Origin of the sequence: Billgrantia endophytica, from assembly GCF_002879615.1 — a bacterium.
Lineage (GTDB): Bacteria > Pseudomonadota > Gammaproteobacteria > Pseudomonadales > Halomonadaceae > Halomonas > Halomonas endophytica.
Map to the genome: position 1 here is coordinate 20,525 of NZ_PNRF01000039.1, position 22,322 is coordinate 42,846.

At 62.8% G+C, this 22,322-nt stretch carries 22 protein-coding genes; 6 read left to right on the forward strand and 16 right to left on the reverse strand.

What is annotated here, in order from left to right:
- Positions 1-312: 312 nt before the first annotated feature.
- The 5 genes from C1H69_RS19100 to C1H69_RS19120 all read right to left on the reverse strand — a co-directional run bounded on the left by C1H69_RS19100 (position 313) and on the right by C1H69_RS19120 (position 4,850).
- Positions 313-666 (reverse strand): cupin domain-containing protein, encoded by a 354-nt coding sequence (locus C1H69_RS19100; RefSeq protein ID WP_102654981.1) that lies wholly within the window; start codon positions 664-666, stop codon positions 313-315.
- Positions 667-721: 55 nt separating this feature from the next.
- Positions 722-2,089, reverse strand: a complete 1,368-nt coding sequence (locus tag C1H69_RS19105) for an NAD(P)-binding domain-containing protein (protein ID WP_102654982.1) — start codon at positions 2,087-2,089, stop codon at positions 722-724.
- A 132-nt stretch (positions 2,090-2,221) separates the two neighbouring features.
- On the reverse strand, positions 2,222-3,007 hold the full coding sequence (locus C1H69_RS19110; protein ID WP_102654983.1) for a PAS domain-containing protein: 786 nt from the start codon (positions 3,005-3,007) through the stop codon (positions 2,222-2,224).
- Positions 3,004-3,687, reverse strand: coding sequence for a response regulator (locus C1H69_RS19115; protein WP_102654984.1), 684 nt, complete (start codon positions 3,685-3,687; stop codon positions 3,004-3,006). Before C1H69_RS19115 ends, C1H69_RS19110 begins: the two co-directional genes overlap by 4 nt.
- Positions 3,688-3,689: 2 nt before the next feature.
- Positions 3,690-4,850 carry a sensor histidine kinase gene (locus C1H69_RS19120; RefSeq protein WP_102654985.1) on the reverse strand — a complete coding sequence of 387 codons (1,161 nt, stop codon included), beginning with the start codon at positions 4,848-4,850 and terminating at the stop codon, positions 3,690-3,692.
- 299 nt (positions 4,851-5,149) lie between these two features.
- On the opposite strand from C1H69_RS19120, the gene C1H69_RS19125 reads away from it, so the two are divergent.
- From C1H69_RS19125 to C1H69_RS19140, 4 genes are all read left to right on the forward strand, one after another.
- Positions 5,150-7,459, forward strand: a complete 2,310-nt coding sequence (locus C1H69_RS19125) for a DUF1989 domain-containing protein (RefSeq protein ID WP_102654986.1) — start codon at positions 5,150-5,152, stop codon at positions 7,457-7,459.
- Between the two features lie 302 nt (positions 7,460-7,761).
- Complete coding sequence (locus tag C1H69_RS19130; RefSeq protein ID WP_338066188.1) at positions 7,762-9,084, forward strand: ammonium transporter; 1,323 nt, start codon at positions 7,762-7,764, stop codon at positions 9,082-9,084.
- Positions 9,085-9,163: 79 nt separating this feature from the next.
- Positions 9,164-9,367 (forward strand): hypothetical protein, encoded by a 204-nt coding sequence (locus C1H69_RS19135; RefSeq protein ID WP_102654987.1) that lies wholly within the window; start codon positions 9,164-9,166, stop codon positions 9,365-9,367.
- Between the two features lie 196 nt (positions 9,368-9,563).
- The gene (locus C1H69_RS19140; protein WP_102654988.1) at positions 9,564-10,181 is read left to right on the forward strand and encodes a helix-turn-helix domain-containing protein; all 618 of its coding nucleotides are present in this window, start codon (positions 9,564-9,566) and stop codon (positions 10,179-10,181) included.
- Between the two features lie 87 nt (positions 10,182-10,268).
- On the opposite strand, the gene C1H69_RS19145 is transcribed toward C1H69_RS19140, so the two are convergent.
- Entirely contained in the window at positions 10,269-11,033 is a 765-nt protein-coding gene (locus C1H69_RS19145) for a diguanylate cyclase domain-containing protein (RefSeq protein ID WP_102654989.1), read from the reverse strand.
- A 204-nt stretch (positions 11,034-11,237) separates the two neighbouring features.
- Positions 11,238-13,211: a sensor domain-containing diguanylate cyclase gene (locus tag C1H69_RS19150; protein WP_165789538.1), complete on the reverse strand. Its 1,974-nt coding sequence runs from the start codon at positions 13,209-13,211 to the stop codon at positions 11,238-11,240.
- A 465-nt stretch (positions 13,212-13,676) separates the two neighbouring features.
- Between C1H69_RS19150 and C1H69_RS19155 the strand changes: the two genes are divergently transcribed.
- Together C1H69_RS19155 and C1H69_RS19160 are read left to right on the forward strand one after the other, a co-directional pair.
- Complete coding sequence (locus C1H69_RS19155) at positions 13,677-13,991, forward strand: type II toxin-antitoxin system TacA family antitoxin (RefSeq protein WP_102654991.1); 315 nt, start codon at positions 13,677-13,679, stop codon at positions 13,989-13,991.
- Complete coding sequence (locus C1H69_RS19160) at positions 13,991-14,533, forward strand: GNAT family N-acetyltransferase (RefSeq protein ID WP_102654992.1); 543 nt, start codon at positions 13,991-13,993, stop codon at positions 14,531-14,533. The genes C1H69_RS19155 and C1H69_RS19160 overlap by 1 nt, the downstream gene beginning before the upstream one ends.
- A 129-nt stretch (positions 14,534-14,662) precedes the next feature.
- On the opposite strand, the gene fnr is transcribed toward C1H69_RS19160, so the two are convergent.
- The 9 genes from fnr to lgt form a co-directional block, all read right to left on the reverse strand.
- Positions 14,663-15,409 carry a fumarate/nitrate reduction transcriptional regulator Fnr gene (gene fnr, locus C1H69_RS19165; protein WP_102654993.1) on the reverse strand — a complete coding sequence of 249 codons (747 nt, stop codon included), beginning with the start codon at positions 15,407-15,409 and terminating at the stop codon, positions 14,663-14,665.
- A 397-nt stretch (positions 15,410-15,806) separates the two neighbouring features.
- Entirely contained in the window at positions 15,807-16,112 is a 306-nt protein-coding gene (locus C1H69_RS19170) for a helix-turn-helix domain-containing protein (RefSeq protein WP_102654994.1), read from the reverse strand.
- On the reverse strand, positions 16,093-16,350 hold the full coding sequence (locus C1H69_RS19175; protein ID WP_102654995.1) for a type II toxin-antitoxin system RelE/ParE family toxin: 258 nt from the start codon (positions 16,348-16,350) through the stop codon (positions 16,093-16,095). Before C1H69_RS19175 ends, C1H69_RS19170 begins: the two co-directional genes overlap by 20 nt.
- 316 nt (positions 16,351-16,666) lie before the next feature.
- Positions 16,667-17,794 (reverse strand): porin, encoded by a 1,128-nt coding sequence (locus tag C1H69_RS19180; protein WP_165789539.1) that lies wholly within the window; start codon positions 17,792-17,794, stop codon positions 16,667-16,669.
- 414 nt (positions 17,795-18,208) lie between these two features.
- A complete protein-coding gene (locus tag C1H69_RS23930; RefSeq protein ID WP_240610012.1) occupies positions 18,209-19,255 on the reverse strand; it encodes a ProQ/FINO family protein in 1,047 nt (348 codons plus the stop codon).
- A gap of 193 nt (positions 19,256-19,448) precedes the next feature.
- Positions 19,449-19,886 carry a hypothetical protein gene (locus C1H69_RS19190; RefSeq protein ID WP_205738551.1) on the reverse strand — a complete coding sequence of 146 codons (438 nt, stop codon included), beginning with the start codon at positions 19,884-19,886 and terminating at the stop codon, positions 19,449-19,451.
- Between the two features lie 198 nt (positions 19,887-20,084).
- Positions 20,085-20,609: a dihydrofolate reductase gene (locus C1H69_RS19195; protein WP_102654997.1), complete on the reverse strand. Its 525-nt coding sequence runs from the start codon at positions 20,607-20,609 to the stop codon at positions 20,085-20,087.
- Positions 20,606-21,430, reverse strand: a complete 825-nt coding sequence (locus C1H69_RS19200; protein ID WP_102654998.1) for a thymidylate synthase — start codon at positions 21,428-21,430, stop codon at positions 20,606-20,608. The genes C1H69_RS19195 and C1H69_RS19200 overlap by 4 nt, the downstream gene beginning before the upstream one ends.
- Positions 21,431-21,529: 99 nt before the next feature.
- Positions 21,530-22,318 carry a prolipoprotein diacylglyceryl transferase gene (lgt, locus tag C1H69_RS19205; protein WP_102654999.1) on the reverse strand — a complete coding sequence of 263 codons (789 nt, stop codon included), beginning with the start codon at positions 22,316-22,318 and terminating at the stop codon, positions 21,530-21,532.
- Positions 22,319-22,322 lie beyond the last annotated feature (4 nt).

Below are 22,322 nucleotides of genomic sequence, written 5' to 3' on the forward strand. Positions count from 1 at the left end.
TGTAGCCACCGCACCCTTCCCGACGGGGCGGGTCGCCCAGACCTCGATGCCATGCAGGATCGAGGGTGGGTCGCTGGGAACCGAAACGTTGCTGAACGCCGGCGGCCTCCGCCAAGGCGCCCGCGGCGCCAGTCGCAATGCGGGGCAGCGCTCCAACGGGATGGAAAAATCAGGGTGTATGGGGGGCATATAAGGTAGCTTCAGCTCGCGACCGCGGCATTGCCCAGGCCGGCAATCCCCCAAGTCATCAGCCTCGGGCCACGCCGCCCGCTGGCAACACCAGCGGGCGGCGGAGTTCCCGGAAAGCGATGATCAGGCATCGCCCTCGACACGCTGGCCGCAAAAGAAGCCGACACCGACACTGGGCGACTGGAAGGTGATGGTGCTGCCCTTTTCGAAATAGAAGACATCTCCCACTCGGGCATGTACCTGCTTTCCCGTTTCATCGGAAATCAGCAACTCCCCTGAAACGATAATTTTCATTTCATGGTAGTGGTAGTAATACTCGAGTGGTATCTCCGATTTCTCCATACGGAAAAATCCGGAAACGATCATTTTTTCTTCATCCTTAGAAGCCACAATATCATCGAGAAAGGCGTTGCTTCCGGGTTTATTCATACTGGGAAGTTCAGCCTTGATCGCTTGTTCGAAATATTGCATTGCCATGATGAATCCTCGTTCAGGGGTAAGGCATGGTGGAGTCCGGTCAAGCCAGGTCGTATCAACCCGCCCTGGACATGACCGTTGCAGGACCGGCCAGATAGGCCTCGAGAGAATCGTCCATGGCCTCGAGCCATGGTGTGTGATGGGGCGGAGAGAGTTTTCCGGTCATCAGCGAGCGATAGGAGTGATCGCGGAAGGTCATGATATCGTCATGCTTGTGGTGCTCCCATTCGAGGAAAGTGCGATTCACACCGTCGATATCGAAGCTGGGATAGTCTGTTTCGGCGATCAGTGATCTTACGTAATCACCTTGGAAAACGATCATCTCTTCATCCGTTTCCAGTGCCTCTTCCCGCATGCGCCACTCGCCGCTGCTGCGCCGCATGTCCGCCTTTTCAGGCACACCGATGCGGCCGAGAATGACATCCCGGACATACCAGGCCTGGGCGTCGAACATGTTGAAGGTGTACCACTGGTCCTGCATGCCCAAGTAGAAAAATTTGGGGTTGTCCTCCCATACCACACCCTGGTACAACCCAAGGGGCCATAGGCGGTTGCCGGTCTTCAGGCGCAGGGGTTCGCTCAAGAAAGGGAAGTGATGCAGATAGCCTGTGCACAGGATGATGGCGTCGGCTTTCTTGCTCGTGCCGTCGGAAAAATGCACCCGGTCCCGGTCGGCCCTGACGAGAAGCGGCTTTTCCTCCCAGTTTTCAGGCCATTTGAAGCCCATGGGGCGGGTTCGATAGCTGGTGGTAACGCTGCGCGCGCCGTACTTGTAGCACTGGGAGCCGATGTCTTCCGCCGAATAGCTGCTGCCGACCAGAAGAATGTCCTTGCCCTTGAATTCCAGCGCATCGCGGAAATCGTGGGCATGGAGGATGCGCCCGCCAAAGGTTTCGAATCCTTCGAATTGCGGCACGTTGGGAGTGGAGAAGTGCCCCGAGGCCACCACGACATGGTCGAACTCTTCGCTGCTGACCGTATCGGACGTATGATCGTGAGCGGTTACCGTGAACTTTCCGCTTTGCTCACAGTACAGGACCTGACGCACCGGGCAGTTGAAGCGGATGTAGTCGCGTACGCCCATCTTCTCGACACGCCCCTGGATGTAGTCCCAGAGCACCGCGCGCGGCGGGTATGAGGCGATAGGCTTGCCGAAATGCTCCTCGAAGGTATAGTCGGCGAATTCCAGACACTCCTTGGGGCCATTGGACCAGAGATAGCGATACATGCTGCAGTGCACCGCCTCTCCATTTTCGTCCAGCCCCGTCCGCCACGTATAGTTCCAGAGCCCTCCCCAATCGGCTTGTTTTTCGTAGCACACCAGTTCCGGGATTTCCGCCCCCTTGGCCCGTGCCGACTGGAAGGCCCGCAATTGCGCCAGGCCGCTGGGACCGGCGCCAATGATGGCAACACGCTTGGTCATGACCATGTCCTGAAGTCTCGGTTTAGTTGTTGGATTCACTCAGGCAGTGACGCACCCATGCGTTCACTTGAATTCCAACCTAATCGAGTCCAGCGTGAATACCTATTCCCAGGAAAGGGTAAACCTAAAGGGTTAACGAGGCGGGTAATCGACGCCCGACAAGTCCATGATCACTCCGGCGACCCCCAGCACATCGCCATTGCCTGCATAGAGGCCATGCCCTTTTTCGCTGACGAATTTCACGTGTCCTTCGGCATGACGTATCCGGTAGTGAAGCTCGAAGTCGAGACGCCGACGCAGCGCGTCCTGAACCTGCTCCCAGACCCGGTCCGCATCATCAGGATGAATGACCTCGCCATAGCTGATCGGCGCCTGGTTCACCAAGGCTTCCGCTGCGTAACCGGTCAGTGTCCGGCAACCTTCGCTGACGTACTCCATGCTCCAGTTACGGTTGTTGCGTGCGCGATAGATCATCACGGGCAGTCCATTGACCAGTTGCGACAGGCTGCGGTGGCTGGCGGAAAGTATCTGCTCCTGACGCACCTGGGCGGTTACATCGCACAGAGTCATGCTGGCGGGCCATGCGTCCGTACCGTGCAGCGATTGGACACGCGCCTCACACCACCGCAGCTCGCCCGAGGCGCTCATGACTCTCACCGTGAGCGGAGCGGACGGGACACGCCGCTCCACCTGCAGGCGCAGGCGGTGCCAGCAGTCGCGATCGGCGGGATGGATACGGCCGAGCAGGCGATGGGCACGAGCCCCGCCCATCTCGCGCCAGCGGCGGTTGGCGAAGAGAATTCGGCTGGTGGCATCGAGGATCAGCACGGCCTCGTTCAGGCTATCCAGAAGTCGCGTGGCGTCGCCGGCCTCCCCCTCTCTGCCGGTCAGGCCAAGCGAGCCGAGCAGACCGATCATGTCGGCTCCCCCTCCGGCGGCAATGGATGGGCATGCACCCAAGCGGCCAATTCCAGCCGCGAGCGCAGGTTGAGCTTGCGCAGCAGATTCTTGACATACACCTTGACCGTGCTGTCGCTGATCCCCATTTCCCGGGCGATCAGCTTGTTGCTAAGACCTTTTGCAATCCATCTCAGGGTGAGGCACTCACGCTCGGTGAGAGCTGCCGGCCAATCCGGCGGTACGTCATCCACTCCGGCGCAGGCTCGCGACCGTTCGCTGCGCAGCCGCTGGGCCAGCATCATGACCATCTCATCGTTGAGACCCACCTTGCCTTCCAGCACGGCCTCGAGCCGCTCGAGAATGATATCGGGGTCGGTATCCTTGAGCAGATAGCCATCCGCGCCGAGCTGGATGGCCCGCAACAGATGATCGCTGCTGTCGGATGCCGTCAGCATCACCACCCAGACATCGTCATGCAGCGACTTGATCCGCTCCAATAGTGCCATGCCATCGGTACCGGGCATCTGCAGGTCGAGCAGGATCAGTTCGGGATGCAGGCGGTCGAGGCTGGGCAGCAGTTCCTGTGCGGTATCGAACTCCGCCAGTACCTCGAAGCGCTGGCTCTCGGTAAGCAACTCCGCCACGCCACGTCGGAACAGAGGATGATCGTCAACCAGTACGACGCCAGCCACATCCATGGTCACCTCTGCATATCGAGTTTCAGTTCGATCCGGGTGCCGCCGCCAGGCCGGTCGCCCAGCCACAGCCGTGCCCCGATCCTGCCGGCACGCTCGGACATGATGTCCAGTCCGAAGCTGCCATGAGTGATTTCACTGCCCGACAGGCCCCGTCCATTGTCCTCCACACGCACCAGCAGCCCGCCGTTGGTACGCGGCAGCAGTTGAATTCGGACATGTGAGGCGTGCGCATGGCGTACGCTGTTGCTCAGCGACTCGCGGACGATCAGCAGCACCTGCAGAGCAACCGGACGCGGCAGCGTTAGCGAATGGGCCCGGTCGTCGAGTTCGAAGACCAGTCCGGAGAGCTTCTCGAACTCCTCCACCGTTCCCATCAGCTCAGTGTGCAGGGAGCCCTTCAGGGACATTCTGGCCATATTGATCAGTTCGCGGGTACGGCGGTAGGCCCGGTGGGTCTGCTCGTGAATGACAGTTGCCGCCTCGCTGAGCCTGTCACACCCACTGCCCTCGCAGTGCTGCATCAGGCGTGCCGTTTTCAGGCGCAGGTAGCCCAGTTCCTGAGCGACCGAATCATGCAACTCCGCCGCATACTCCCGCCGCTCCGTACCCACCGCCTGCTGCAACTGACGTTGATGCGCCAGGCTGAGACGCAACCCCTCGCCGAGGGTGCTGCACAACACGCCGTAGCGATGCGCCACCTGGTCGGTGCCAGGGCGAGAACGGGCGAAGCGCAGCAGCAGCCAGGCTGGCGCCTCCTCACGGACCCGGGAAAGCACCAGCGCATATACCGGCTCTCCCACGTCCGGCTCGACGAGCGTGCATGGCGATTCCACCGGGCCAGCCAGTTGATACGCCAGCGACGAGACGAGTTCGGGCGGCACCGCTGTGTGTGCTGGTGCCACCAGGGAGAGAGCAGGTGTGCCGGGCATTCTCAGCGCTACCAGCACATCGACACGGTCGGTATAGGAACGCCCGCGGTTGAGCCGCTCCTGCAGTGACTGCAGTACGCCAGGAAGTTCCCTGAGCGGATCGCCGCATGCCACGACCCCCAGCACCAAACCAGCGAGAAACTCCCCTTCCCGCCAGGCTTCTCGCCTGTGCCGCCGCACCTTTTCGGAATGGCCGGCCATACGGCCCAACCAGTTGCTGAGGCTGATCGCCACGGGGCGCCTCCTGTCGTGGTGAGCGTTCTTCACCCAGCGTTACATGAAGCATGATCCATGCCATCTAGCCGTGGTTACTACCAAGGAGTTACCTCCTTTGACGCATTGCTCTATTCAACACCACAAGTAAAGATTTTTTCCTTGAAAGAAATAGCCATCCAGTCACGACATCAGGCCAGCTGCGCATCAACGCCAGGCCAATCCCGCACCAATGCGGGGCAATACGGACAATCATGCACCCCGGAAACGCACATGCCAGGCACCGGCACGCCGACAATGACAACTAGCGAGGTAACAGCATGAATAGAAGGCTGGCTATTGAAAGGGAATCCGGCGCCACTTCCCAGCGCTACCGCATCCCCGGCCAGGGGGGAATACGCCTATCGTTTCTGCCCGGCGAGCGCATCACCGTATCGTCACAGGATGGCCACCAGTGTTGCGAGCTACTGGCCCTCGACGGTAATGGCTTGGTACATGCCGCCATCGACCCGCCCGGAGCGCGTCTGGCCTGTCTGGCCGTGGCGCAACTGCACCGGGCAGGAGAAGCGAGCCAGGCGCTGCGGAAGCGTTTCGACGAGTGGCGTATCGACCCGGCCCTGATGACCGGGGGAGTTCAGCTTCCCGGAGAAGCGCTGCCCTGGACGCTCACGCTGCCTGCCGACGCCGACCCACTGATTCTGGTGTTGCTTGCCCCCGGCGAGGACATGACCGTCGATGGCCAGTGCCCGGCCACCGAACTGGACGTTGAGCACTGGCGCCATGCCTCTGCCGGCACGGGATTGCCACCGCCCCTCGCTTCCTGCCGGGCGGAGATCCGCATTCCCCACAGCAGCGCGCGTGTCTACGAGGTCAGAGCCGGTGAGTGGATCCAAGTCATCGACGTCGCCGGCAAACAGTGTTCCGACTTCATCGCCTTCGACAAGGCGGCCCTAGCGCACGGCGAGGAGCTGACGCTCGACTCAACGGCTACACGAACCCTTGCGGGCACTGCCCTGCCTCAACCGGGGCTCTACTCGCGGGTGACCGATATCCATCAGCAGCCGATGCTGGAGCTGGTGCAGGATACCGTTGGCCGCCACGACAGCTTCCTCCTGGCCTGTACCCCCAAATATTACGAGGACAGCGGCTATTTCGGTCATATCAGCTGTACCGAAAACTTCAATCGCGAACTGGCCCCCTTCGGCATCCGGTCGCGTTCGGGCTGGCCGGCGCTCAATCTTTTCTTCAACACCCAGGTGGAGCCCTGTGGAAGCCTGACGCAGGACGAACCCTGGTCGCGCCCCGGGGATTACGTGCTGCTGCGCGCAACACGGGACCTGCTCTGTGCCTCTTCGGCCTGTCCCGACGATATCGACCCGGCCAACGGCTGGTGTCCGACCGACATTCACATACGCCTCTATGGCGCCGAACAACACTTCCCGCGAGCCATTGCCAGCCGAGTCACTCCCGAGGAGCTACCGCGCATGACCCAGCAGACAGCCTTTCATGACCGCACATCGGCCCTGACCAAGCGTTTCATCGAGTATCGCGGTTACTGGGTACCGGAAGCGTTCGAGGGATGGGGCGCCCGTGCCGAGTATCTGGCCTGCCGCGAGCGAGTCGCGGTCATGGACCTGTCACCGCTGCGCAAGTTCGAGGTCGTGGGGCCGGATGCCGAATCCCTGCTGCAGTATGCCCTGACGCGCAACGTCCGGCGTCTGGCAGTGGGTGAAATCGTCTATTCGGCGGCCTGTCACGAGACGGGCGGCATGCTCGACGACGGCACTCTGTTCCGTATGAGCGAACAGGGTTTCCGCTGGATATGTGGCGCTCCCTACAACGGTATCTGGCTACGAGAGCTCGCCGCACAACGCGGCGCCAGGGTGAGCATTCGCGAATCCTCCGCGCAATTGCACAATTTGGCCATTCAGGGGCCACGCAGCCGGGAGCTGCTGGAAACGTTGATCTGGAATGCCGAATCCCAGCCAAGCGTGGCCGGACTGCGTTGGTTTCACTTCATGATCGGGCGCCTCGGGGGGCCGGAAGGCATACCGCTGATGGTATCCCGCACCGGCTATACCGGCGAATTGGGCTTCGAGGTCTGGTGTCATCCCAAGCATGCCGAAGCCGTCTGGGATGCGATCTGGGAAGCGGGCAAACCCTACGGCCTGGCTCCTCTCGGCTTTGCCGCACTCGACATGTTGCGCATAGAAGCCGGGCTGATCTTCGCCGATCACGAATTCTGTCCGCAGATCAACCCCTTCGAGGCGGGTATCGGCTTCACGGTGCCCTTGAAGACCAAGGAGGAGGACTTCATGGGTCGCAATGCCCTGGCCAGCCAGTCGCCCGAAGGTCGCCACAAATTGGTGGGACTGCGCCTCAGCGGCGCGGAAGTGCCCACCCATGGCGACCTGGTTTACCAGGGACGTTTTCCCGTCGGGGTGGTGACCAGCGCCACTCAGTCCCCGTTGCTGGGTTGCCCGATCGCCCTGTGCCGGCTGGCTCCCCAATTCACGGCACCAGGCACCCGGTTGGAAGTCGGTCGTCTCGACGGTCATCAGAAGCGCCTGGCAGCCGAAGTGGCCATCCTGCCCTTTCACGATCCCGAGCGCTTGCGGGTGCGGAGTTGAGGATCGAGGGCTCTTGCAATCCACCTTCGCGGCATGGCAGGCGCCACTCGCACCGCAACGGTGCCAAGTGTTCTCCCACCGATGGCACGCATGACTCTCGAGGATTCAGCGTTATTCCGTAATAAGTTGATAAAACAACGAATTAAATATTTTTTACTCAGATTGATCGTTTTAAAGGGAGGGTTGGCCATGTTTTTGCATTGAAATAATCGCAATGAGAAAAAAAATATCCTACCAAGAAACATCACAAGACATTCCATCGAAAGCCAGGCCATGCCGGCCATGGCTGAGGAGACTCTTCCGTGGAAACAGATGCGTTGTCCCAACTGCAAGCATTGCAGCAACAGGTGGAACTACTCAGTTCCATCGACATGGAAATCTATTATTGGTGGTGCATGACCCTGATGTTCCTCATCCATGCGGGCTTCCTGGCCTACGAGATGGGAGCATCACGCGCCAAGAATGCCCTGGCAGCGGGAGTGAAGAACATCCTCGCCCTCGGCTACCTGCTGCCAAGTTTCTTCCTGGTCGGCTGGTGGATCTACGGTGCCTTCCCCGCGGGCTTCAGTATCGCCGAGGGCGCCTCCCTTGGCGCGCCGTGGAGCGAAAGCATGGGACCGAACGTCGCCGACAAGGGCACTGGCATCTTCTGGGCCGCCTTCGCCATGTTTGGCGCCACCACAGCATCTATCCTTTCCGGCTCGCTGATCGAGCGCGTACGGCTGAGCGCCTACGTGATGATGGCCGTTCTACTCGGCGCCGTGCTGTGGATACTCGGCGCCGCCTGGGGCTGGCACCCCGATGGCTGGCTGTTGACCCAGTTCGGCTACCATGACATCGGCGCGGCGGGGCCGGTGCATACAGTAGCCGGCATGTTCGCCCTGGGGGTGCTGATCAACCTCGGCGCACGCATCGGCAAGTTCGGCCCCAACGGCGAGATCAACGACATTCCCGCCCATAGCATGCCGATGGCGATCATCGGCCTGATGCTGATCATCGTCGGCCTGTTCGGCTTCCTCGGCGGCTGCATCATCTACAACGTCGGGGGGGATTGGACCACCATCTACGGCACGCCCACCAACCTCTCGGCCTTCGCCTTCAATGCGCTGATCGGGTTCGGCGGGGGTGTCATCGGCGCCTATGCCATCAGTCGCGACCCGTTCTGGATGGTGTCCGGCGCCCTGGCGGGCATCATCTCGGTCGCCGCCGGGCTGGATCTCTACTACCCGCCTGTCGCCTTCGCCGTCGCCTTCGCCGGCGGCGCGATGATCCCGATCACCGGTCGCGCGCTGAACAAGCTAGGCATCGACGATGCCGTAGGTGCCGTCTCCGTCCACGGCTTCGCCGGTATCTGGAGCCTGATCGCCGCCGGCATCTTCATGCACGGCTATCCCAACATGGAGGGCCTGCCCGACATCACTTTCCTCGGCCAGCTCACCGGCGCGGTGGTGATGGCGCTGCTGGGCTTCGTGCCCGGCTATCTGTTTTCCCTGGTCCTCAAGAGAGCAGGGATACTCCGCGTGCCCCCAGAGGTGGAGCATATGGGAATCGATGCGGTGGAGGTGCCGAGCAAGGCCTACCCGGAGGCCGTTCCAGCCAACGGCGGCCAAGCTCGCAGTACGTGAGATGCGGTAATCGAAACGCCCGGTGGCAACGCTCCGGGCGTAGCACGAATGATGAAATGACACTCGAAGGAGAAATAGAATGAGCCCGATCACCAGTTGGGAAGGCGCCGAAGCGGTCTTCACCTTTGGCCCCGATTCGTTCGGCGTCTGGCTGTTCCTGGCCCTCATGACGGCCATCATGGTCGGTGTCGTGGCCCGCATGGTCGTCCACGAAAATCGTACCTTCAGCAATATCGAGCCGGACTTGCTGAAAGAAGGCGCCATGAAGGGCGTCAATATCTGATTACGCTGCCTGGCATCCGCTCCCAACGGAGCGGTGCCCCCTTCCCGCCTGAAGTTTGTTATTCTGTTGCGCAACAGGTTGCCAGCCTCGCATGCCGTTTTCCCTGCCGGGCCATGGCATGGCAAAACAGGGGCATGCCGCTCAGCGCAGGTGCCCGGTGGCTGGCGTTACGTGCAATACAAAGGTCCCAGCGGCAATGAACGACTCCATTACCACCGACAAGAGCGAAACCCGCCTGCGGCTTGAGCAGCATATCGCTCGCGCGCTCAAACAGAAGCGCATTTCCCAAGGTTACAAGATTTCCGACGTCGCGCGCATCGCGGGGCTGAGCCAGGGAATGATCAGCAAGGTCGAGAATGCGCAGGTTTCCACCAGCCTGGACACCCTGAGCCGCTTGTGCGATGCCATCGGCCTACCCATATCCAAGCTGTTCAGCGACTATGACCAGGTCGGCCGGGGCGCTCAGTTGATCAAAGCGGGCGAGGGCATGGAAGTGGTACGCACCGGAACCGAAGTCGGTCATACCTACCAATTGCTGAGCTACCTTCAAGGCCCCAAGAAACATTACGAACCCTTCCTGATCACCATGGACGACGCCAGCGAGGTGTTTCCCAACTTCTGCCACGCCGGGCACGAGTTCATCTATCTGCTGAAAGGGCGCCTGATCTACCGCCATGGCGAGAAGTTCTATGAAATGGGGCCGGGAGACAGCCTGGCTTTCGATGCTGGTGTTCCCCACGGCCCGGAAAAGTTGCTGGAGGTACCGCTGCAGCTGCTGTCGATCATCCACTACGATAGTGACGAAGAGGCATGAGCGGCTACCAACGCAGCAGTGGACGAACGACCCCGCGACACACAAAGACAACGTTACGCATATGATTGGGGGTCGGCTCCTTGAGCCTCAAGGCATGTCCGATTCCGACAGTCGGCCGGCTTTCAGGGAAGCCTCGAGCTGGCCAGCGAATGGCTCAACGTCTTCAGGAACCCCGTGCGATGGAACTGCACGGGAGAGAGGTTCACCGCCACCTTCAGGCCCTCGACCCCCCGTGAGTCGAGGAAGCGCATGTCGAGACACGCTCGCTCGAGCGTCCACCGGCTGATCGGCATGACCTGGCCGGTCTCCTCCGCCACCGGGATGAACTCGCTCGGCGGCACATACCCCCTTTCCGGGTGATTCCAGCGCAGCAGGGCTTCCACGGAGACGACGGTCATACAGCGGCTGGTAGTGCAGCTCGAACCGCTTCCCATCTATCGCTTCCTGGAGTTTATTGCGCATCGCCAGACGCTCATTGACGCGCCTGGTGATTTCGCGGGTGAACCATTGATAGGCATTGCGCCCCTGCTGCTTGGCCCTGTACATCGCCATGTCGGCCTGCTGGATCAGCTTCATGGGCTGATCGATGGCGTCGTGGCTCATGGCGATACCGATACTGGCAGACAGGTACAGCTCGTGGTCGTCTATCCGATAGGGCCGCGCCACGAGCCGCAGCAGACACTGCGCCATGTCCGCCTGCTCGTCATGGGGCGTGTCGGGCAACAACACGCTACGCAGGGGGTAAACGATGCCCAGCCAGTGGGTCAGCAGCCCCGCACCGCCCATCAGGATGAGCACCGCGGCCATGTAGAGCGTGGTATCCCTGCCGATGTCCAGCGTCTTATGAGGCATAGGGCGATGTACCTCCCGACACGATGTTCAGCGCTGGCTCACCTATGCGGGCTCACCTATGCGGGCTCACCTATGCGGGCTCACCGATGCTTCTTGCCATTCTCTGGTGACAACGAGACAGCCCGACCAACCTTTTTCAACGCATCAGAATCAGGTATCGGCATGCGGAAGGAATGCTGTAATCCTGGCCACCAACGGACCCCTTCAGGTCTCCGCGGCTGCCCGCACCCCATCCTGGATGACCACCTGGTTGCGCCCCCGGTGCTTGGCACGATAGCTGGCGCGGTCGGCCCGTTTCACCAACGGCCCGCCATCGCGGTCCTCTTCGTCCAGCCGTGACACACCGATGCTTGCCGTGACGCGGAAACCGTGCCCCTCCGCCCGGAACTCGATCTGCTCGATGCGCTCGCGAATCCGCTCGGCGATGTCGGCGGCCTGATCCAGCGGGCACCCCGGCAGCAACAGGGCGAACTCGTCGCCGCCGAGCCTGGCCACGGCATCCCGCTGGCGCACGGCATCCTGCAGCAGCTGGCCGATTCGGCGCAGCAACTCGTCCCCGGCCGCATGGCCCGCGGTATCGTTGACCGGCTTGAAATGGTCCAGGTCCATCATGATCAGCGACAGCACCTTGTCGCTTTTCCGGCGGTGCAGGGAACAAGCCTCCTCCAGGCGATTCTCGAATCCACGGCGATTCAGGCAGCCGGTAAGCAGGTCGTGCTCCGCCTCCCAGCGTTGCCGGGTTTCCCGCTCATGGCGCTCGGTAATATCCTGGATCATGCCGACGAACCCCAGTGCGGCCTCATCCAGCTGAACCTGGCTCACCTGCATCTCCAGCCACAAGGATTGATCGCCGCGCAGGAAGCGATACTGCTGACGGCGCTCCTCCCCGCTCTGCAGCATGGCACGCCAGTTCTCGATGAACGCCGGGCGGTCGTCGACATGCACCCGGCGTACCCACTCGGACGTTCGGGAGGTGGCGAGGTCGAAGCCGGAGAGGGACTCCAGCGCGGGGTTGATGTAGTTCATCCGGCCCGTCATGTCGGCCAGGAACATGCCCACCGGCGACGACTCCAGCACCGCCTGCAGGAAGGCCTCACGCGCTTCCCGGGCGGCCAGGGCATCGCGACGCTGCGCATCCAGCCGATCGAAGGCCTTGGCCACCTGCCGCAGCTCGCCCAGGGAGGTATCCACGGCAAGGCTCTCGACATCGCCCCGCCCGATCCGCTCGATCAACCGTTCCAGCCGATGCAACGGCGCGAGCCCCAGGCCCAGCAACCACCAGAGCAGCGGCAGCATGAACGCCATGGTCGCCAGCCCCACCCAGCGCAGCTCGGTGGCGTATCGCTGGATGGGCGCCCGCACCTGGCTCATGGGCAGGAAGGCGCCGACCACCCAGTCGGCCGGCCAGATCTGACGAAACGCCATCAGCGCAGGCTCGCCGCCCAGCTCTTCCCCCATGCCGCTGCCCTCCCAGCCATACAGCGCCCGATCCATCAGCGGCACGCGTTCGGCACCGGGCACCCACTGCATGATCCAGCCCGAATCGGGATGGCTGATGACCTGCCCCCGGGAAGTGGCCAGCATGACATACCCCTGGGCGCCGATACGCAGAGAGCGCAGATTGATGAAGGCATCGCCATCCCGCAGGCTCGAGTTGCCCCCCAGGATGCCCAAGAAGCGGCCCTCGTCGTCGAGCAACGGCTCTATCACCATGATCTGCGGAACGCCGGTCTCCCCTCCCTCATAGGGCTCGCTGACATGAGGCCTGCGAATACCGCGCACATAGCGAAAATAGTCGCGGTCGGCGATAGTCGGTCCGCCGAGTTCGAAGGGCGGCCAGGCAGCCACCGGCTCCCCCTCGGCATCGAAGACCATCAGCCGATCGAACAGCGACAGCAGCCCCTCCTGCGCCTGCAGGCGAGTGACGAGATCGGGATCGTCGACCGACAGGGAAGGTTCCAGCCGGGCCAGGGCATTCTGTCGCTCCTGGATGGAGCGCCGAAGCTGCTGGGCGACCAGGTCGGCCTCGTACTCCAGGTGAGTCAGGTTCTCGCGCTTGGCCAGAGTGCCACCGCTGAGATGGCTGTAGAGCAACAGTGTCGCCACCAGCATCAGCCAGCCCAGGCTGACGCCAAGCAGCAGGCGGGAACGCAGAGTCGGGAGCCACCATCCTGCCAAGGGCCATCCACCTATCGCCAAGGGGTTTACCCTTATCATCGCATTCCATCGGCGCCAGCGACAGCACCGGGTTGCGGGAGGTGCGTCAGCTCGTGACCGCGGCTTTTCCACCATGGCAGACATGGCCACGCTGTAGGAGGACGATTTATCGCACGACCGCGGTGTCGCCCCGCCTTGACGATAATTGCCAACGCAGCGGCCTCCGCCGGGGCACCTGCGGCGCCAGTCGCGATGGGGGACCAGCGCTCCAACAGCGATATTCTCCACCCAGGAGGGGCAAACCGCTGTTGGAGATAGCAACAGCCCGCGACCGCAGGGTTGCCTGCGTTAACAATGAACGCTAGCGAAACTCTCCACGCCCTTGCAAGCTCGTTGATATGTACGCACAAAAGACGTACGCTATGCCTATCCACCCCATTTCGGCGCCGATCAGCGAATCGAGCACACGGTGCCAAGGAGGCCACGATGCCGACCGCCTATCCCCACGATGACTCTGGCAACGGCCGCGAGCGCAATACCGAGCGCTTCGCCTTCCGTACCGTACCGCGCATCAAGCAAGCCATCGAGCGCGCCGCTGCGCTGTGCGGCCAGGATATGTCCTCTTTCGTGCTGGCCGCCGCCTACGAGCGCGCCCTCGAAACGATCCAGGCGCATGAGGTGACCCGGCTGACGGCTGACGACCATCACGCGTTCTTCGACGCCCTGGAGAACCCGCCGGCACCGACCGACAAGCTGCGGGCCGCCTCTGCCCATCACCAGGAGACGGTGGCAAAGCACTGATGCCATCCTCCGTTGTCATCGAGCCGCTCGATAAGGCCAAGCACGATCGAGCGGCTTTTTCGTCTGGCGTTCCCCAGGTGGACCGCTACCTGAAAGAGACGGCAAGCCGCTTGATGAAAGGCGGCACGGTCAAGGTCTTCGTGATGGTGGAGCCTCAACGGCGTCCAGACGAGATTCTCGGGTTCTACTCGATCAACGCACATAGCGTGCAGGGCGGAGACCTACCCAAGCGCTACCAGCGCGTTGCCCTGGCCGATGGCAGCCTACCGGCAGCCTTCATCGGCATGATCGGCGTGGCCGAAGCCGCCCAGGGCCAGGGCATCGGCAGTCGGCTGCTGATCGATGCCCTGAATGGGGCCTACCTGGCCTCGCAACGAGTAGGGACGGCCATGGTGCTGCTGGACATCCTCGACTGCGGCGACCCCGAGGCCATAACACGGCGACAGCGACTGTATGCCGGCTTTGGCTTTCAGTCGCTGCCCTCCAACCCACTACGGATGTTCCTACCGATAGGCACCATCGCCGAACTGCAACGCCAGTGAGAACATTGAAACGCAACCATCGCCACGACGGCGGCCTCCGCCGGGGCGCCTGAGGCGCCAGCCGCGACGCGGAGTCGAGGCGTCGAACCGGGCGCTCCAACAGGGTGGGGGAAAAACCGACGCAGGGATTCACACCCCGGAGTGGCGCCCTGCCCCTTCTTCGGCCAGGGCCAGCAGCGCGTCCCGGTCGACCAGGGTCATTTCACGCCCTTCCACCGAGACCAGCCCCTGGGCCTGAAAGCGTGCCAGCACCCGGCTGACGGTTTCCAGCGCCAGCCCCAGGTAGCTGCCGATATCCGAACGGGACATGGAAAGATGGAAGCGGGCGGGGGAAAAGCCGCGGGCGCGGAAGCGGTTGGATAACCCCAGCAGGAAACTGGCCAGGCGCTGGTCGGCGGTGCGCCCCGAGAGCAGGCACATCATGCGCTGGTCGTTACGCAGCTCGCGGCTCATGCAGCGATAGAGCTGACTGCGCAGCGTGGGCGAATGTTCGGCGAGGTCTTCCAGGCGCGTAAAAGGCAGTTCGCAGACGAAGGTGGTTTCCAGTGCCACCACACTGCCATAGCACCGTGATTCCCCAATGCCGTCGAGCCCCACCAGTTCCCCGGGCAGGTAGAAGTGGGTGATCTGGTCGCGCTGCCCCTCCTGCGCCACCGTCTGCTTCAGGCTGCCCGAGCGCACCGCGTAAAGGCTTTCGAAGCTGCCCCCCTGGCGCACCAGCGCCTCGCCCCGCTTCAGGGGGCGCGGGCGTTGGAGAATCGCGTCGAAGGACTCCAGCTCATTGAGCTCCAGCCCCAGCGGCAAGCAACGCGCATGCTGGCTGCACAGCTCGCAGCGGGTCTCCTTGACCGGCTGGCACCGACCGGACTCAGCCATCTGGCCTCTCCTCTCCTTTGCTTTGATACCTCTGGAATCAGGATTCTGGCCCGCCTGGTCTGACGGTGTCCTGCCGCAGCGACGAAGCCATTGACAAAGTGAGAGCTTCCTTGACCCAGATCAACCTTAGTACCCGACAGGCATCTTCGCTTGCACCAAACGGTAATCAAATGAAAGTTTCAGTAACTGTAGCACTTTCGTCTTGTCAAATGGGTGAGTAATTGTTATCAACGTTTCCAGTGGATACATTTCCTACGACCGTCCATCCAATGTCCTACCTCTTTAGAAGGAGCCATGGATAGCGTATCTCGAGCCCCCGAACACCAATCAATGATTGCATGCATCACAACGATCGTTGCGTATCAGAAAACTCCATCCGACTCGCCGGATAGACGCATCAGATAATGGCCTGCAAGCCCTTGTCGGCGATGACGTTGAGCAACTTGAGCGCCGGGCCGGCTGGGCGCGTCTCACCCTGTTCCCACTTGCGCACCGTCGAGGCCGTGGTGTGCAGGTGATGGGCAAACACCGGCTGGCTGAAGTGCAGTGCCTCACGCAGACGTTTAATGTCGTCGGCACTGAACTCGCGCACTGGCGGCGGGCAAATCGCGTCGAACTCGCGCATGGTCACTTTGCTGATCGCTCCAGCATCGTGCAATGCGGCCAGGTCACCACGCAGGGATTCAATGATTTTGCTCGTCACAACACACCTCCAGTAAAACGCCAGCCTGTAATGCCTTCACCAAGTCCTTGGCCGATAGTAACGTACGGTAGCCACCGCTCTTACCAGCACCTGGACGGGCGACCCGCTTCTTGTAAAGGTGGCCGGCCAAGTCGGCGTCAATCAACCCACCCTCCATTTCCTGGACCGCCTTGCATAAGGCCGTATCGGACAGTTTCTCGCCCGATTGCCATCGTGCAAAATCCTTTCGCTTCAGCATGTTCACACCTGCTCACTTCCCAAACCATACCCGTAACGGGCACGATAGTCCATTCCTTGTAAGCCTTGCACAGGAAGTCGGGAACGAGGGTGTCACCCAGCTCGATGGGCTGCGCCGCCTGGGGTTTGCCGAATCAATTGCGGACTTGGGTTTTCCGACCCGCCTACAGTTATCGAGAGCCCTCTTGGCACCACCCTCGGGAACAGCGCCAGTCAGGCGCTGCGCGCCATGCCTGGCGCATCCATAAAAAAACCGGCCCCTTCAGGGGCCGGTTCTGTCGTCGAACGAGTCGACGCGTCTTGCGGTTCAGCTCGACTTAGAAGTCGTAGCGAACGCCGACGGTGAGGCGCAGGTCGTCGTCGATGTCGCTGATGGACTGATCGCTGTCGAAGTCATAGTCGACGACTTCGGCCCAGACGTACATCGGCTGGCTGAAGCGATAGTTGGCGCCCAGGGTCCAGCGGTTGCCGCTGTCGACGCCATCCAGAGCGTAGCGAACACGGTTGTAGTCGGCGTAGAGCTCGCCCATGCCGTAGTCGAACACGCCCATCAGGGTCCACATGTTCTCGATGGAATCTTCAGCGTCTGCAGCAATGCGATCCTGGTCGTGCAGATCGGTCACTTCCTCGTACTTCACGCCCAGGCGGAAGGCGGGAGTGAAGTCATAGACCACCGCACCGACCCAGACGTCCTCGCCGGCCGGGTTGGCACCGCCGCCGTCGTAGCTGGCGCCGCGATCCTCCACGTCCTTGGACTGGTTGTAGCCCAGGCCCAGGAACAGATCGTTCCAGGTGTAGGTCACAGCGGACTGCCAGCTCTGAGTGGAAGAGTTGTCCACTTCCACCCACTCACCAGTATCCGGATCAGTAAAGCCACCCATCGGGGCATTGTTGCCGCTCAGGTGCTTGGCCTGTACGTGGGCCTGGAAGCCTTCCAGATCCGGGGTGGAGTAGGCGATGGAGTCGCCGCGGGCGGCAGTCGCGCCACCGCTCAAGGTGGTGTAGCCCTCGTACTCCTGAATCTCGAAGAGACCGGTGATGGCCTGGTAGACCATGCCGTCGAAGTTACCGACGCGCACGGTACCGAACGGATCGCTGGTCAGACCGACGAAGGAGTTGCGGATCTGCGGGCTGCTGTTGTGCTGGCGATCCAGTTGCGGACGGATTTCCATGTTGGCGAAGGCCAGCAGGTCGCTGGAGACCTGGTGGCGGGCACGGAAGCCGAAGCGGGAGAAGACGTCGATGAACTCGGAGCCGCTTTCCTTAATTACCCGACCCTGGTCGTCGGTGTTGTGACCGTCTAAACCACCGGTGGTCAAACCGAAGTTGATACGGCCGTAGACGTCGACCTGGGTGCCGTCCTGGTCGTAGACGGTGGCGGCTTGAGCGGCGGCGGAGACGCCCAGGGCACCGGCAATGGCAGTCGCTAACAGTGTCTTTTTCATCGCGATAGTTCCTTTCACTAGCTTACTGTTTCGATCGTTACTGCACGGATCGGAATAATACGTGCAGGTAGCTTGCCGGGCATGGGTCCCACCGCTCATTTGGCGCGTTCCTTCCCAGGAAGATGGCCGGGGCCGGGCATGTCCTCAGCGAAGCCTTGTTATAGTCCAATGCTCGCAGGTAGAACTCTATACCGGGAAATGAGGGAGCGCAACAAGAAAAAACACTGTTTCCCTTCGATGCCAACCTACTTCGCGGAACTTTCCCCTGCTCTTGCGGTCCCGTGCGCGTCCTGCCCGGGGGCCGCAGCCGCAGGCCTGTCGAAACAGCTACCTGGCAGCGATGAGCCCGCACATGATGCCCCGCTCATACAACGCTGGCAAGGGCAAGGCCTAAACGGTGTGGCGGGGGGCGCATCAGGGGCGCTTGCCCCGGCCGTTGTGCTTGGCCAGCAGCGCCGAGAGCTTTGCTTCCATGCGCTCCTCCGGCTTGGCGCTGGCGAGGGCATCCGGCGTGCGTTCGCCGGTGGCGGCCGGCTCGTTCCCGGCCGGCGCGGCGTGCCGCGAAACGGCCGTTCCATGGTTGCGGCGGCCCTTTCTGTCGGTTTTGTCGGTTTTTCCGGTCCTCCCGGCTTTGCCGCCACGCCGCCGGCCGGGCGCGCCAGCCTGGTCGCGCTGCCGGCGCTCGGCCTGCAGCCGTTCCAGCTTGCGCTGGGCGTGCTCCGCGGCCTGGGTGTCCACCGTGCCTTCCGGCCGCCCTTCCAGGTCGATGCGCTCGGCCCCTTGCCGCACCGCCTTCAGGTAGCGGGGAAGGTTGACGTAGCCGGCCAGCGCGCGCCGCACCAGCTTTTCGGGCCAGGGTTCGCGCCGGGCGAGGTCCTGGTGAATGCCCACTTTCAGCGGCCGGGTATGGCCCTTGAAGAAGGTGTCGGGGTAGCGCTGGTACCACTCGGCGAGCAGCGCCTCGGCGGTGGGCGCCTGCTCGATGGGCAGCGCGCCCTGACGCTCGGTGGGGTCGGTGGCATCGGTCGTGTCGGTGGCGGCCGAGGGGACCTGTGATGCCGTGGCCTGCGATGTCGTGGCCGGCGCCTCGCCGGCCACGGGCCGGGGGGCGCTCTCCCGGGGGCGGTGGTCGATCAGGGCGGCGAGCCCCTGGGCGCGCCGTGGCGCCCCCGGGAAGACGGGCGCCGGTGCACCGCTCTTGATGCGTCCGCGCAGGCGAGCGTTGTCCTCTTCCAGTTCGCGGTTCTGCTCGTCGAGCTCGCGATTTTCCTCTTCCAGCTCCAGGCGCGCCGCTTCGAGCTCCAGGCACGCCGCTTCCTGTTCACGCTGGGCCGCTTGGGATTCGGCCAGCCGGGTTTCCAGTTCCTGCAATTTGGCGCGGCACAGGCGCAGCTCGTCGAGCGCATCGGCGGCGCGCCGCTCCAGGGATTGGAACAGATGATTTGAACGTTCTTCGATCACACCGCTCCCTCCATAGACGGTCCGTTGAGCCAAGTTTGTGATACAAGCTCGGCGCAGACAAATCCTGTGTTGAATTCTAGCGGTTATCAGAGCGGCCGTTGATTCGGCAGGGGCAGCGGTTCGGGCAGCGGCTTTTCCAGCGACATTCGCTTCTCTGCGTAGTCACGCACCCGGCCATAGGTCGCCATCAGCATCAGAGAGTACTCTTTGGCGGCTTCGAGCGATGCGGCAAAAGCCACCGGGTCCTGCATATACTCGTGAACCAGCTGGTTGCACAGCTTGCGCCCCGCCAGCAGGTTTCAACGCTCTCCAGCATGCCAAGGCGCTCCGCACGATTGAGATTTTCGATCTGGCTGCCGGTGCGCTCGGCCATACTCTGTAGCCAACGTGGAATCAGCTTGTCAGCGATGGTGTCCTGCATGCGGCCATAGCGCGAGACAAAGGCCTCGAGCCTGACCGCCTCCTCGGGATGGTGTTCCAGGCCAGCCACCCAGTCGGCATCGGGTTCGGGAGCGCCGACGCCGAACAGGCTGTTCCAGCTGTAGCGAAGATGGCGTCCTTCACGCTCAACGATATCCAGCGTCGAGAGGAACCTGTCGACGGGGAGGAGTTGCTGCGTATCCTTGCTCATAGCGTTCGGGCCGTCCGCTGGGCGTGACGATGCATGGGAACGTCGACCTCGCTGCCGAAGACTTCAGCGGTCGCCTGCTTGATGATTGCAATCTGCTCGGTCGTCAATCGCATCGGCCGCCACCCCGCTCCATGCTGCCGTTCAAGCCCCCTCGAGCGGCACCGCATGGCTCAATGTACGCCATTGCCATGGACGGCCTCAAGGTTGCCCACGGCGATACTCGACGAAGCTGTAGCTCGGCTGCCCTGCGGCGGGTTCGCCGGGAAGGCGCCGCACTTCTTTCCACTCGGCCGGGTCCAGCGCGGGGAAGCGGGTGTCGCCTTCCACGTCGATCTCCACCTCGGTCAGGTAGAGGCGGCTGGCATGGGGCAGCGCCTGGGCGTAGATCTCGCCGCCGCCCATGACCATGATCTCGTCGGCGGCGTCGATGGTCGCCTGCTGGTCGGCGAGTGCCAGGGCCGATTCCAGGTCGTGGCAGACCCGCACGCCGTCGTGCCGGAAGGCGGTGTCCCGGGTCACCACGATGTTGAGCCGCCCGGGCAAGGGGCGCCCGATCGACTCGAAGGTCTTGCGGCCCATGATCAGCGGCTTGGCCTGGGTCATGCGCTTGAAGAACTTGAGGTCCTCCGGCAGGTACCAGGGCAGCTTGTTGCCCACGCCGATCACACGGTTGCGGGAGAGCGCGGCTATCATCGCCACCGGTATCAGTGTTTCGTCCGTCATACGGCCACCTCGGCCTTGATGTGGGGGTGGGGGTCGTAGCCCTCGATGGCGATGTGGTCGAAGCGGAAATCGAACAGGTCGTCGATTCCCGGGTCGAGCACCAGCCGGGGTGCCGGCCGCGGGGAGCGCGCAAGCTGGCGCTCCGCCTGTTCCAGGTGGTTCAGGTAGAGGTGGGCGTCGCCCAGGGTGTGGACGAAGTCGCCGGGCTCGAGACCGACGACCTGGGCAATCATCCGGGTCAGCAGCGCATAGCTGGCGATGTTGAACGGCACGCCCAGGAAGATATCGGCACTGCGCTGGTAGAGCTGGCAGGAGAGCCGCCCTTCCGCCACATGGAACTGGAACAGGCAGTGGCAGGGCGGCAGCGCCATCTCGTCCACCAGGGCCGGGTTCCAGGCCGAGACGATCAGCCGCCGCGAGCCGGGGTTGGTGCGCAGCTGTTCGAGCAGCGTGACGATCTGGTCCACATGGCCGCCCCGGGGGTCGGGCCAGCTGCGCCACTGGTAGCCGTAGACCGGGCCGAGGTCGCCGTTCTCGTCGGCCCACTCGTCCCAGATGCGGACCCCGTTCTCCTTGAGGTAGGCGATGTTGGTGTCGCCGCGCAGGAACCACAGCAGTTCATGAACGATCGAGCGCAGGTGCAGCTTCTTGGTGGTCACCAGCGGAAAGCCCCGCGACAGGTCGAAGCGCATCTGGTGGCCGAAGATCGAGCGGGTGCCCACTCCGGTACGGTCGGCGCGCTCGATACCGCGATCGAGCACCTGGCGCATCAGGTCAAGGTAGGGTTGCTCGAGGGCGGGCTGGGCGTTGTCGTTGGGCATCGTCAGGCTGACCCTGGAAGTGGAGAATAAAAGAGGAAACGGGGGGCTAGAGTCTACCTCCCCCCCACGTGTCGGGCCACCCGCGAACGCTCTTGCCCGCTACCCGGCCCGGGCGTCCACCGGCTGGCGGCGCGACCAGAAGATGAGCAGGATGCCGAAGACGATCATCGGCAGCGTCAGCAGCATGCCCATGGTCACCCAGCCGAAGGCGATGAAGCCGATGTGGGCGTCGGGCAGGCGCACGAATTCCACCGCAAAGCGGAACACGCCGTAGAGCAGCAGGAACAACCCCGAGATCAGCCCGCGCCGGCGGGGCTCGCTCGATACCCACCACAGCACCGCGAAGAGGACGAGCCCCTCCAGGAAGGCTTCGTAGAGCGCGGTGGGGTGGCGCGGTTCCGGCCCCATGCCGGGGAACGGCATGCCCCAGGGCAGTTCGGTGACCCGACCCGGCAGCTCGCGATTGATGAAGTTGCCGATGCGCCCGGCGCCCAGGCCGATCGGCACCATGGGGGCGAAGAAGTCGGTCAGGGTGAAGAAGGCCATGCGCTTCTTCCTGGCGTACCACAGGGCCGCCAGCAGCACCCCTATCAGCCCCCCGTGGAAGCTCATGCCGCCGTCCCAGATACGGAATACCCACAGCGGGTCGGCCAGCCATTGCCCCATGCCGTAGAACAGGGCATAGCCCAGCCGCCCCCCCGCCACCACGCCGATGGCGGTATAGAACAGCAGGTCGCCCACGTCGTCGTGGGTCAGGCCGATGCGGTGGGCGCGCCGGCGGCCCAGCCACCAGGCGCCAACGAAGCCGATCACGTACATCAGGCCGTACCAGTGGACCTGGAACGGCCCCAGGGAAATGGCAACCGGGTCGATATCGGGGTAGTTCACATTG